Source organism: Roseibium sp. RKSG952, assembly GCF_009711355.1.
On the sequence record NZ_SMMF01000952.1, the window covers coordinates 42,905 to 55,152 of the forward strand.

At 55.5% G+C, this 12,248-nt stretch carries 13 protein-coding genes; 7 read left to right on the top strand and 6 right to left on the bottom strand.

The annotated features are described in order from the left end of the window. Positions 1–25 precede the first annotated feature (25 nt). The 3 genes from rho to hemE form a co-directional block, all read right to left on the bottom strand. Positions 26–1,291 (bottom strand): transcription termination factor Rho, encoded by a 1,266-nt coding sequence (rho, locus tag E1297_RS34300; protein WP_368669791.1) that lies wholly within the window; start codon positions 1,289–1,291, stop codon positions 26–28. 256 nt (positions 1,292–1,547) lie between these two features. Beyond that, the gene (gene hemJ, locus E1297_RS34305; RefSeq protein ID WP_368669782.1) at positions 1,548–1,976 is read right to left on the bottom strand and encodes a protoporphyrinogen oxidase HemJ; all 429 of its coding nucleotides are present in this window, start codon (positions 1,974–1,976) and stop codon (positions 1,548–1,550) included. A gap of 5 nt (positions 1,977–1,981) precedes the next feature. Beyond that, positions 1,982–3,010, bottom strand: coding sequence for a uroporphyrinogen decarboxylase (hemE, locus tag E1297_RS34310; protein ID WP_155146090.1), 1,029 nt, complete (start codon positions 3,008–3,010; stop codon positions 1,982–1,984). Positions 3,011–3,439: 429 nt separating this feature from the next. On the opposite strand from hemE, the gene E1297_RS34315 reads away from it, so the two are divergent. Genes E1297_RS34315 through coaE form a run of 4 tightly spaced genes read left to right on the top strand, consistent with a single transcriptional unit; the run spans position 3,440 to position 6,326 of the window. Further along, positions 3,440–4,282 carry a pyruvate, water dikinase regulatory protein gene (locus E1297_RS34315; RefSeq protein ID WP_368669783.1) on the top strand — a complete coding sequence of 281 codons (843 nt, stop codon included), beginning with the start codon at positions 3,440–3,442 and terminating at the stop codon, positions 4,280–4,282. Positions 4,283–4,309: 27 nt separating this feature from the next. Beyond that, entirely contained in the window at positions 4,310–4,903 is a 594-nt protein-coding gene (locus tag E1297_RS34320) for a Maf-like protein (RefSeq protein ID WP_155146092.1), read from the top strand. Next, positions 4,900–5,745: a shikimate dehydrogenase gene (locus tag E1297_RS34325; protein ID WP_155146093.1), complete on the top strand. Its 846-nt coding sequence runs from the start codon at positions 4,900–4,902 to the stop codon at positions 5,743–5,745. Before E1297_RS34320 ends, E1297_RS34325 begins: the two co-directional genes overlap by 4 nt. Further along, positions 5,742–6,326 carry a dephospho-CoA kinase gene (gene coaE / locus E1297_RS34330; protein ID WP_155146095.1) on the top strand — a complete coding sequence of 195 codons (585 nt, stop codon included), beginning with the start codon at positions 5,742–5,744 and terminating at the stop codon, positions 6,324–6,326. Before E1297_RS34325 ends, coaE begins: the two co-directional genes overlap by 4 nt. A gap of 6 nt (positions 6,327–6,332) precedes the next feature. Here the strand turns inward: coaE and E1297_RS34335 are convergent, their stop codons facing one another. Beyond that, complete coding sequence (locus tag E1297_RS34335; RefSeq protein ID WP_155146097.1) at positions 6,333–6,692, bottom strand: hypothetical protein; 360 nt, start codon at positions 6,690–6,692, stop codon at positions 6,333–6,335. Positions 6,693–6,779: 87 nt separating this feature from the next. Between E1297_RS34335 and dnaQ the strand changes: the two genes are divergently transcribed. Continuing rightward, positions 6,780–7,517, top strand: a complete 738-nt coding sequence (dnaQ, locus tag E1297_RS34340; RefSeq protein ID WP_155146099.1) for a DNA polymerase III subunit epsilon — start codon at positions 6,780–6,782, stop codon at positions 7,515–7,517. An 80-nt stretch (positions 7,518–7,597) separates the two neighbouring features. Beyond that, the gene (locus E1297_RS34345) at positions 7,598–8,800 is read left to right on the top strand and encodes an MFS transporter (RefSeq protein ID WP_155146101.1); all 1,203 of its coding nucleotides are present in this window, start codon (positions 7,598–7,600) and stop codon (positions 8,798–8,800) included. 61 nt (positions 8,801–8,861) lie between these two features. Here E1297_RS34345 and E1297_RS34350 read toward each other — a convergent pair whose 3' ends face one another. Beyond that, the gene (locus E1297_RS34350) at positions 8,862–10,154 is read right to left on the bottom strand and encodes a UDP-N-acetylglucosamine 1-carboxyvinyltransferase (RefSeq protein WP_155146103.1); all 1,293 of its coding nucleotides are present in this window, start codon (positions 10,152–10,154) and stop codon (positions 8,862–8,864) included. A gap of 288 nt (positions 10,155–10,442) precedes the next feature. Then, positions 10,443–11,429, bottom strand: a complete 987-nt coding sequence (locus tag E1297_RS34355; protein ID WP_155146105.1) for a D-glycerate dehydrogenase — start codon at positions 11,427–11,429, stop codon at positions 10,443–10,445. Between the two features lie 243 nt (positions 11,430–11,672). Between E1297_RS34355 and E1297_RS34360 the strand changes: the two genes are divergently transcribed. Next, entirely contained in the window at positions 11,673–12,209 is a 537-nt protein-coding gene (locus E1297_RS34360; protein WP_155146107.1) for an SH3 domain-containing protein, read from the top strand. Positions 12,210–12,248 lie beyond the last annotated feature (39 nt).

Sequence of the window (12,248 nt, forward strand, 5' to 3'; positions counted from 1 at the left end):
CGATCGAAACGGATCCGATATAAAATCAGGTGTTCATGCTGTCGAAAAACTCGTCGTTCGACTTTGTCTGCTTCAACTTGTCCAGCAGAAACTCAACAGCATCCACGGTCCCCATCGGATTGAGGATCCGGCGCAGAACGAAGGTTTTCTTGAGCCTTTCAGCCGGAACCAGAAGTTCTTCCTTCCGCGTCCCGGAGCGTTGAATATCAATGGCCGGATAAACACGCTTGTCGGAGATCTTGCGATCAAGGATGATCTCGGAGTTGCCCGTTCCCTTGAACTCTTCAAAGATAACCTCGTCCATGCGGCTCCCGGTATCGATCAGAGCGGTCGCGATGATGGTCAGGGACCCGCCCTCTTCAATGTTTCGGGCCGCACCAAAGAAACGCTTCGGACGTTGCAGGGCATTGGCGTCGACACCACCGGTCAAAACCTTGCCTGATGACGGGACAACCGTGTTGTAGGCCCTGCCCAGACGGGTAATCGAATCGAGCAGAATGACAACGTCACGGCCATGTTCGGTCAGGCGCTTGGCCTTTTCGATCACCATTTCCGCGACCTGAACATGGCGGGATGCGGGCTCGTCGAAGGTCGAAGACACGACCTCGCCATTCACCGTCCGCTGCATGTCTGTCACTTCTTCCGGCCGCTCGTCGATCAGAAGAACGATCAGATAGCATTCCGGGTGATTTGTGGTGATCGACTGCGCGATGTTTTGAAGAAAGACCGTCTTACCGGTGCGCGGTGGCGCGGTGATCAAGGCGCGTTGCCCCTTGCCCAACGGTGCCACGAGATCAATCACCCGAGACGACAGGTCCTTGCGCGTCGGGTCCTCGATTTCCATCTTGAACCGCTCATCCGGGTAGAGCGGGGTCAGATTGTCGAAATGAACCTTGTGGCGTGCCTTTTCCGGATCCTCGAAATTAATCGTATTGACCTTGAGGAGTGCGAAGTAGCGCTCGCCTTCTTTCGGGCTGCGGATCTGGCCCTCGACGGTGTCCCCCGTACGCAGGGAAAAGCGCCTGATCTGCGACGGCGAGACATAGATGTCATCCGGACCGGGCAGATAGTTCGCATCCGGTGACCGGAGAAAGCCGAAACCATCCTGCAAAACCTCAACCACACCTTCACCGACGATTTCCACGTCCTGGGCTGCGAGGTTCTTGAGAATTGCGAACATCAGCTCCTGCTTGCGCATGGTGCTGGCATTTTCAACCTCGAGCTCCTCAGCAAACTGGAGCAGTTCGGTTGGTGTTTTTTCTTTCAGGTCTTTGAGTTTCATTGCCCGAATCGATTGGGATCGTATTGTTGATGGGAAAATTTGGAAGGAATTTCCGAACCCGACAAAGTCTGGTTTTCAGAAAACTGGAAGAACCGTTGATCGTCCATAAGAGATCGGGTGCCGGCTGACTTCGACACTCAGGACAACAGCACCAGTTGGAAGTTGGCGCGACGATAAGCTTTTTCAGGAAAGAGTGCAAGCCTGCAATTTATGCAGAAGGGCGGAAAACCAAGGCATCCGCCCTCCGATTTAAAATTTCCCTCACTCAGAAGGGCTTCACAATCACCAGGATCACGATGAAGATCATCAAAAGCGTCGGAACCTCGTTCAGGATCCGGTAAAAGCGCGCCGTCTTGGTATTTGCGTCATTTGCGAATTTGCGCGTACAGCCAGCCAGATATCCGTGAACTGCCGACATGATCACGACCAGCGTCAGTTTGGCGTGAAACCAACCCTGGCTGAACGCATCAATCTGCGTCGCCATCCACAACCCCGTCGCCCAGGCGACAATCATGGAGGGGGTCATGATCGCTTTCAGCAAACGCCGTTCCATGACCTTGAAGGTCTCGGACTGGACAGATCCTGTCTCGGCGGCGACGTGATAGACGAACAGACGCGGCAAATAGAGGATGGCAGCCATCCAGGCGATGATCGAGATGACGTGAAGGGCCTTGACCCAGCTATAGAGATCCACCGCGCTTACCCTTTTCGAACCAGCTCGACCATCCGGGCAACGTTTGCCGGATCCGCATCCGGTGTTACGCCGTGACCGAGATTGAAGATCAGCGGGCCCTTGTCGAAGGTCGACAGGATATGCCGCACACCATCCTCAAGAGCCTTGCCGCCTGCAACCAGCCGCATCGGGTCGAGGTTCCCCTGGATCGGCACTTTCTTCTGGATCTCGAGCGCGACCTGATCCGGAGCCGTCCAGTCAAAGCCGACAGCATCCACGCCGGTTTCAGCAACATACTTTGCAGTCCGGGCGGAAGAGGCTTTCGGGAAGCCTATGATTTTGGCTCCGGGCCGCGCTGCCTTCACTGCCGAAACAATCGCCTTCGTCGGGCGAATGCTCCAGGTTTCAAAACCGGTTTCGTCGAGAACCCCAGCCCAGGTGTCAAAAATCTGGACTGCGTCCGCCCCTGCATCCAGCTGCCGGACAAGATAACGGATCGAGGCCGTCACCAGTTTCTCGATGAACGCATTCATCAGATCAGGGTCCCGATAGGCTCCGACACGGGCGGCAACCTGATCTTGCGTGGTGTGACCGGCAACCGAATAACATGCCACGGTCCAGGGAGCACCACAGAAGCCGAGCAATGTCGTTTCCTCAGGCAACTCTGCCCGCAGACGGGAAACCGTTTCTATAACCGGTTTTAAGTGATCTTCAGCACGGTCCTGATCGAGGTTTTCAACCAGTGTCGGGGAAAGAGGTTTCAGAACCGGCCCTCTGCCCTCTTCAAAGCGGACGGGATATCCGATGGCATCCGGGACGACAAAGATATCGGAGAACAGAATGGATGCATCAAAGCCATACCGTCGAATGGGCTGAAGCGTCACTTCCGTTGCAAGATCAGGATTATAACAAAAGCTCAGAAAGTTGGGAGCCTTGGCTCGAACCTCCCTGTACTCCGGAAGATAACGGCCCGCTTGCCGCATCATCCAGACGGGCGGTGGCCAGATCTTTTCACCGGCTAAAACTCTCATCACGGTTCTGTCTTCGGATTTCATGAGGCGGTGACCCTTTCGCACATTCCAAACCAAAAAAGATTCTTATTTTGAATCTGTTTTTTCTTATTGTGTGTGAACTACAGGGATCATTGTCCTTCCACAAACCCTCACACGAAAGGCTTCAGTTGGACAGAGTCCAGCCGGGTTTTGGACATGATCCCCTCCACAGGAGTCGATAACCAGAAAAATAACGATGTTACAAGCGGTTACCAATCCGATTCATGGAACGCTGATGCCGCCGACTCCGGTGGAGACCCTGTTGGTAGATCCCGATATCATGTTAATCCACCGATACCAAAATCCGTTTCGGTAAGAGTCGATTTTGAATCTTGAATTGTTCATAAAAGACGGTGAACGCGGATAAACCGGACCTGGCGCAGCAAAAACCCCTTGATTGCCCAATCCATCAACAGCCATGGGGATGATAGCGTGAGTAAGTCCCGTCATTATTTTCATTTGCATCTCGTTTCCGATTCAACGGGCGAAACGTTGATGACCGTCGCGCGTGCCGCAACCGCACAGTATGAGAACATCCAGGAAATCGAGCACGTCTATCCGCTTGTCCGCAGCCACAAGCAGCTGGACCGTGTTGTCTCGGAAATCGAGGCAGCACCCGGAATTGTGCTTTACACTCTGGTGGATGAAGACATTTCGCAACGGCTGGAACGGATCTGCCGTGAATTGGGTGTTCCGTTCGTGAACATTCTTGATCCGGTGTTTGACGTGTTTCAGTCCTATCTGAATGTGACCCAGACCCATCGCGTTGGAGGCCAGCATGAACTGGATGCTGAGTATTTCCGGCGTATGGAAGCGCTCAACTACACGATGATGCATGATGACGGACAGCTGTGGGATGGACTGAAGGCCGCTGATATCGTCTTGGTCGGCATATCGAGAACATCCAAGACACCGACCTGCATTTATCTGGCAAATCGCGGGATAAAAGCGGCAAATGTGCCGCTTATTCCGAACATTCCGGTGCCGCATCAATTGTTGGAATTGAAGGAAACCCTGATCGTCGGGCTCGTTGCATCGGCGGAGCGCATTCAGCAGATCCGCCGCAACCGGGTTCTTTCTCTGGCTTCCGAAACCTACAATGACACCTATGTGGACCGGAAGGAAATCGCTCAGGAAATCAACATGACCCGGCGCTTGTGTGCGGAAAACAGCTGGCCGATTATTGATGTGACCCGTCGTTCCGTTGAAGAAACGGCTGCGGAAATCCTGACCCTTTACCGTGATCACAAATCTCAGGCAGCCGCCAATGGCTGATATTCACCTCACACACCGGGAGACAGCATGAAACTCGTGCTTGCCAGTGGCAGCAGGATCCGGGCGGATCTGATGCTCAATGCCGGCCTGACCTTTGAGGTCGATCCGGCCAATATCGATGAACGGGCTGTCGAAGAGCCCCTGCTTAAAAGCGGCTTTCCGCCCGAGGATCTTGCGAGCGTTCTGGCCGAGGCAAAGGCGGACAATGTCAGCGAAAGACGGCCGGGCGATCTTGTGATCGGCGCGGATCAGATTCTCGCCTTTAACGGGGAGCGTTATACCAAACCGGAAGATATGGATGCGGCCCGCCACCAGCTTCTGGAATTCGCCGGCCGGACCCATGAACTGATGTCTGCGGTGGTGATTTCCCGAGACGGCGAGGCCATTTGGCGCACTGTTTCCATCGCACGCCTGACCATGCGGAAATTCACGCCGGAGTTTGTAGGTCATTATTTGGCAAGAGTGGGCGAAGCAGCGTTGACAAGTGTCGGCGCGTATCAGCTCGAAGGTCCGGGGATTCAGTTGTTCGAGAAAATCGAAGGGGACTACTTTACCGTTTTGGGTCTGCCGATGATGCCGCTTTTGGCGCAATTGCGCGACCTGAAGGTGATTGAAACATGAGCAAGGTTCCGCGTGCCGCAATTACCGGGTGGCCGGTGGCACATTCCCGTTCACCGGCGATCCATGGGTATTGGTTGAAGACACATGGTCTTGAAGGCAGTTACGAACGCGTAGCCGTGGAACCGGAAAAGGCTGCCGGGTTTTACAATAACTTCGCGCAGTCCGGATTAATTGGTTGCAATGTCACGGTTCCGCATAAGGAAGTTGCAGCTTCCGCATGTGACTGGCTCGATCCAGCGGCCCGGGCAATGGGGGCGGCCAACACGTTGTGGCTGGATCAAGACGGCAGATTGTGCGGCGCCAATACGGATGGTCTGGGCTTCGTCGCAAATCTTGATCAGGGATTTCCGCAATGGGACAAGCAGAAAGGATCCGCGGTTGTTCTGGGGGCGGGCGGAGCATCGCGAGCCATTGTCTGGTCATTGCTTGATCGCGGCTTCGAGGCTGTGCATATCGTCAACCGGACCCTCGAAAAAGCTGAGAGACTCGCCACCGAATTCGGTCCCAAAACAAGTGCACACACCTTTGACAAGCTTGCTGATCTTCTGGGGGCTGCCTGTGTGTTGGTAAACACGACAAGTCTGGGCATGAGTGGAAAGGATCCGCTTCTGATCGACCTGTCTCCGTTGTCCGAAGGGGCGTTTGTGACCGATATCGTCTACGCACCGCTTGAAACGGACCTTCTCCGGCAGGCGCGGGAACGTGGTCACCCCACTGTGGACGGGCTAGGGATGTTGTTGCATCAGGCGGTGCCCGGATTCGAAAAATGGTTCGGCGTGCGTCCTGTCGTCGACGAAGTGCTTCGGGACCTTGTTGTGGCTGATCTTGGATTGGCATCATGATCCGGCTCGGCCTTACAGGGTCAATCGGCATGGGCAAATCGACCACAGCCAGGCTTTTCGCAGAGCAGGGCGTTCCGGTCTATGATGCGGATGCCGCTGTCCACGCGCTTTATGCAGGCCGGGCCGCTCCTCTTGTTGAACAGGCATTTCCCGGAACCGTGATCGATGGAAAGGTTGATCGTGCGCTGCTGGGGCCGTTGGTTTTTGGAAAACCGCCGGCCATGGCGCAGCTGGAGGCAATCATCCATCCTCTGGTGAAGGAGGAAGAGGCGGTCTTTCTGGAAACGGCCCGGCGGCAAGGACATCGCATCGTTGTGCTGGACATCCCGCTTCTGTTTGAAAGCGGGGAAAGTCAGCGGACCGACATGAATGTGGTTGTCACCGCATCGCCGGACATTCAGCAAGAACGAGTGATGGAACGGCCCGGGATGACGCTCGAAAAGTTTGTTGCCATCCGGACAAAACAGATGCCGGATGCCGAAAAACGCCGCCGGGCCCATTTTGTGATCGACACCGGACACGGGCTGGAGCCGGCGAAGCGCTCGGTCGCGGCGATCCTGAAAGCCCTCGCGGCAAGATAACGCGATTCAAGGCTTCAGGACCGAACAGTAAAGCAGCCCTTCCGTCTCGAGTCTCATGCAAGACGCATTCTTGTCGATGCCACCGGGAACGGTGGTTTCGACAGCCGGAAGACCGTTGATTGTCGCCTTCGTTTCGGCTTCGGTCTTGATGATCGTTTGAACGCCGTCGCTCCATTGCCACGTTTCCGTGGCACCCACCGCATTTGCCGTTACCGTGATGTCGCAGGGACCGACCTTCTGCATATCGGACCCTTTGAGCCGCATGCAGGTGGCAGACCAGGTTTCCGGTTCGTTGCTTTGAGCGTTTGCATGTGGCACTGGAAACCCGAGCAGGGCCGCAATCCCCACTATCCAACAGGTGCGCATTTGAATCCTCCCCCGGAATGTCTCACTGTTAAGGTCAAGCATATCATCAGCGGGGCCTGATGAGATCAGGAATGTGAACGGACAGACATGCGCGAAATTTCATTTGATACGGAAACGACGGGGCTGAATCCGCGCGGCGGTGACCGGCTGGTCGAAATTGGCGGTGTGGAACTGATCAATCACGTTCCAACCGGCAATGCCTACCATGTCTATATCAACCCGCAACGGGACATGCCGATCGAGGCCTTCAACGTCCACGGCCTGTCTGAAGAGTTTCTGAGTGACAAACCGCTATTTGCCCAAGTGGCCGACGCGTTTCTGGAATTTGTCGGCGACGCCACTCTGGTAATCCACAACGCAGCCTTCGATATGGGCTTCATAAATATGGAGCTTGAGCGTGCTGGAAAGCGAGTCATTCCAAACTCCCAAGTCATCGACACTCTGGAAATCGCCCGGCGCAAACACCCGACAGGGCCCAATTCGCTTGATGCACTCTGCAATCGCTATGGGATCGACAATTCAAGGCGTGTGAAGCACGGCGCGTTGCTGGATGCGGAAATTCTGGCGGAAGTCTATCTGGAACTGATCGGTGGCAAGCAAACCGCATTGAGCCTTGTTCCGGATGAAGAGCTTGCATCGGGTGGGGGGGGCGAAAACGGGGCGGCCGAATTCGGACAACTCGGGCCCTTTTCCGCACGTCCGCGCCCGAAACCTCTGGCAGCCCGGATCACGGCTGAGGAGTTCGCGGCCCACAAGGCCTTTGTCGACGGCATGGGAGACAAGGCACTTTGGGGAAAATATGTCGGTGGTCCTTCCGAGGATTGAGAAAACGGGCGCATCTCAACACAATTGAAGATTGTGAAAAATAACTAGCGTGTCGCGTGTACGATGACTACGGTTCGCGCATGTCTACCGTGTCCATATCCCGTTTTGAGGGACCGCTGATCCAGCTGCTCGCGGCTCAGATCCCTGCAGATTTTTCTGACTGGCTCGATTTTGTTGCCATTGGTGTTTTGCTGGCATTCGTCTGGGGCGTTGACCCTTATGTGTTTGCCTTGCTGGCGGTTGCGTTTGGCCTGCCCTATCTGGTTGTGGGGCCATTTGCGGGTGTTCTGGTTGACAGGACCGGTATCAAATCAACGTTGGTCCTGAGCAACTTGGGCCGTGCCGCGATGACGGCAGGTCTGGCCTTCGCGGCCAACTGGCAAATGCTTCTGGCCCTTGTGTTCCTTCGTGGCTGCGTCGACGCCTTTTATTCGCCAGCGAAACAATCGGCGCTTCAGGCACTGACACACGAGGGCAATCGCCTGTCCGCGAATGGCATCAGTCATGCCATCAATCAGTCGTCGAAAATTGTCGCTCCGGCGCTTGGCGGATCCTTGATGATCCTGTTTGATCCGGAAAATGTTTTTCTGCTCAACGCGGGCATATCCGTTTTGGCTGCGGCCATGCTTTTGACGCTCAAACCGGTTCCCCGTCCTCGACAACAGGAGGATGGGGACGGCTCGGTCTTTTCGAGCTTGAAGGAAGGTTACCGGGAAGTTGCCGGCAAACCGGTTCTGTTGTCCACTCTTGTGCTGATGGCCGGGGGCTATTTTGCAATCTTTTTCTATGACACGTTGATTGCGCCGCTGACTAAACAGCTTGGGTTTACCGAAGCGGACCTTGGCTATTCACTCGCCGCAGTCGGGGCCGGCGGAGTGGCCGGGTCGCTTTACTTCGGAATGGGCAAGGCCACGGAAAAGCCATTTCGCTTTGTCGCGGCAGGACTGGTGTTTTCGGGTGCATTGACTGCTTGTCTCGGAGCATTCGATATGTTCGAAACGTCTGTATCCGCAATTCCGTTTTTCATGATCTTCTTGCTGATCGGGCTGTTTACAGCCATGGCGACAGTTCCGATCCGGACGGTCATGCAAAATCAGACCGATCCGAACAAGATGGCCAGGGTTTCGTCCTTGAGCGAGGCCGTAAACACGGTCGCCTTGCTCACGGCACCCTTCATTGGAGCATTTATCGCACAGGCAACGACGATCGGAGTGTCCTTCGTCATTGGCGGAGCTATTTCGATTGCCCTCGGTTTCTATGCCTTGAGCATCCGGGAGCGGTGACGTATCGCATGACTGCCGGATTTTTGCGCCAACCCGGTAGTCCGATAGATGTCTCTACTGGTCAGTCAGCCCATTCAAGGTCGGCGCCGAGGGCGGTCAGCTTTTCGATGAAGTCGGGATGTGCGCGGGATATCGGATCGGCATGTCGGATTTCGGACGTGCCGTCGATCTGAAGGGCTGCAATAACCAATCCGATGACAACTCGAATGATATAGGGTGCTTCCACGACCGCAGGGCGCAAACGAGATGCAGGCAACAAAACCAGTCTGTGAGGGTCGCTCAGATAGGTACGGGCCCCGAATTTGGCGAGCTCCGGCGACCAGAACAATGCGCCTTCATAGACCTTGTTCCAGAAAAGGATTTCGCCGCGCGCCTGAATGCTGGCTGCAATGATCTGGGGCAGAATATCGGCAGGAAAATACGGCCAGGGCGCCGCTTCGACCTTGGTTACGCCTTCAGGAGTGAAAGGCTCGGCAACGATATGGTCGCTCACACCGGTCCGGATCGTTTCGCTATCGATCCAAACATTAAGTCCGACCTTGCGGAACTGACGGACGATCAGCCGCAGGTCGTCCGACACCCGGGTTTCTATCTTCAGGTCGCTTCCGGTTGCGGCGCCGATGGCCGCATAGGTCGCGATCTCATGGTGGTCTTCGGGTACCGCATGTTCGATACCGGAGAGATTGCCTACCCCCTCGACTTCAAGGGCCGAGGTGCCAATGCCACTGATTTTGGCGCCCATTTTTTCCAGCATGAGGCACAGGTCGCGCACATGTGGTTCGCAGGCAGCGTTGTTGAGCCGTGATCGCCCGGGCGTCAAAGCTGCCATCATTACAAAGGTTTCGGTCGCGGTGACCGATTGATAATCGAGCCAGATGTCCGCAGGCTGGAATGTCTTCGGACGTCTGAGATGGCACAGACCACCCTCAACCTCGGCACGGCAGCCAAAGGCCTCGGCGATATGGACATGCGGGTCGATTTCCCGGATCCCGAGGGCGCATCCTTTCGATCCGATATCAATCGAGATCTCCCCGAACCGGTGCAGCATCGGAGCGATCAGGAGCACTGCCGATCGTATGCCGGCCGGGAGAACAGCCTGTCTCAGGTGGGCGTCGGCATTGCCGTGATGAAGCTCCATGAGTTTGGAATTCGGGCAGCTGCCCACCGATGAGCCGAGATCCAGAAAATACCGGGCGATCTTCTTCGCATCGGTGATTGGCGGGCAGCCTGTCAGAACCGTCTTTTCGTCCGTGAGCAAGCTGGCACACATCATCGGCAGGAAGGCATTCTTGTTTCCTGAAACTTGCAGGGTTCCGGACAGGGTCTTGTTTCCTCTGACAATCAGCCGAGCCATTGAATGCGTGTTCCTTGTTGTGCCGGCACACAACCGGTCCAATGGACCGACGCAGCTGGAAATAACAACCGTCCGTTTCTTCGCTGCAGGCTGTGCGAGGTGGTTTTGTAGGACTGAAAAATGCAACCTTTAGAAGCACAGGCGAAGTGACCATAAAAAGGCAGCTGGAAAACTATCGAAGAATTGCAGTTGTTTATGCGGGACAAACAAAAAACGGCCAGTTTGCACCGGCCGTTTCGGTTTCGAATCGAACGTCAATTATGTGGGACGTCTAAAGCCCACAGCGCCTCAGAGCATGGAAGGCAAAACGCGGTCCGGCGGGCGGTGACCATCCATGAAAGTCTTGATGTTGATAATGACTTTCTCGCCCATCTCGATCCGGCCTTCCAGGGTCGCCGATCCCATATGCGGGAGAAGAACGACGTTTTCCAGCTTGACCAGTTTCGGATTGACCGCAGGTTCGTGTTCGAACACATCAAGACCCGCGCCAGCAAGGTCGCCTGTCTCAAGCATTCGCACAAGTGCATTTTCGTCGATGACTTCGCCACGTGCCGTGTTGACAATATAGGCGTCTGGTTTCATCAGCTTCAGGCGGCGCGCCGAGAGCAAATGGAAAGTGCCCGGTGTGTGCGGGCAATGAACGGACACCACATCCATGCGCGCGAGCATCTGGTCAAGGCTTTCCCAGTATGTCGCTTCGAGTTCTTCCTCAATGCCCGGGCTGACCCTTCGGCGGTTGTGGTAATGGATCGACATGCCGAAGGCGCGTGCGCGCCGGGCAACGGCCTGTCCGATCCGGCCCATTCCGATAATTCCAAGGCGTTTGCCCCAAATTCGGCGGCCGAGCATCCATGTTGGTGACCAACCTGCCCAGCTGCCGTCTTCAAGCGCCTTGATGCCGGATGCCAGGCGCCGTGGGACGCTGAGGATCAGGGCCATTGTCATGTCGGCGGTGTCTTCGGTTAGGACACCTGGCGTGTTGGTGACGTTAATGCCCCGATTGTTGGCCGTGACAACGTCGATATTGTCGACACCCGTCCCGAAGTTCGCGATCAACTTGAGATCCTCACCAGCCTGGGACAGGACGGAGGAATCGATACGGTCTGTAACGGTCGGAACCAGAACGTCGGCGGTCTTGACCGCTTCAACGAGTTCCGCCTGGCTGAAGGGCCGGTCCGTTTCGTTGAGGCGTGTTTCAAACAACTCCCGCATCCGGGTTTCGACAACCTCCGGAAGTTTCCGGGTCACAACAACAACAGGCTTCTTTTTCGCCATGCCTTTTGCCTTTTGTGCAGTGTTGGGGCTTCGATAACCACAACGGTTCCACCTCAGCGCGGTTTGCCGTTCAAGGCACCACCACTTCCCTTTCTCCTTACCAGATGGATCGGGAGAAACAAGTGGAGGTGCCTTGGGAAACCAGCCAGATTGAAGCTCACCTTCGATCTGGCTTTTCAGCGCCAATTTCGTTAGAGCTTTGCATGATTACGGGTTGGGTACACAATTGGACAACCGAATAATATGACAAGAAAACTGAAATGGATAACCGGTCTTGGCGCGGCCGTCCTTCTCCTCGGATTATCGGTTTTTGCCTTTCCGGATGCCCAGGCACAAAGCACGCAAACCGGTGCAACAGGATTGCCTGTCCCGCGATTTGTCAGTCTGAAATCCGACAGGGTAAATGTCCGCATCGGTCCCTCGCGCGAACATGACGTAGCGTGGACCTTTGTTGCTGCAGGCTTGCCGGTCGAGATTGTCCAGGAATTCGACAATTGGAGGCGAATTCGTGATTGGGAAGGCAATGAAGGCTGGGTTTTTCATTCCTTGCTCTCCGGGCGCAGGACCGCTCTCGTAACACCATGGGAACAGGACAACCGGACGCCCCTGCGGACACGCGCATCTTCAGACGCTGCGATTGTCGCCGAGCTTGAGCCACAAGTTCTGGCAACAGTTCAGGAGTGTTCGGACGGCTGGTGCAGGGTGAATGGACCGGAATATGACGGCTGGCTTGACCAGACCCGGTTGTTCGGGGTCTATCCGGATGAAGACGTAGACTAGTTTGCATTAAAAAAGGCGGCCACTGGCCGCCTTTTTCGG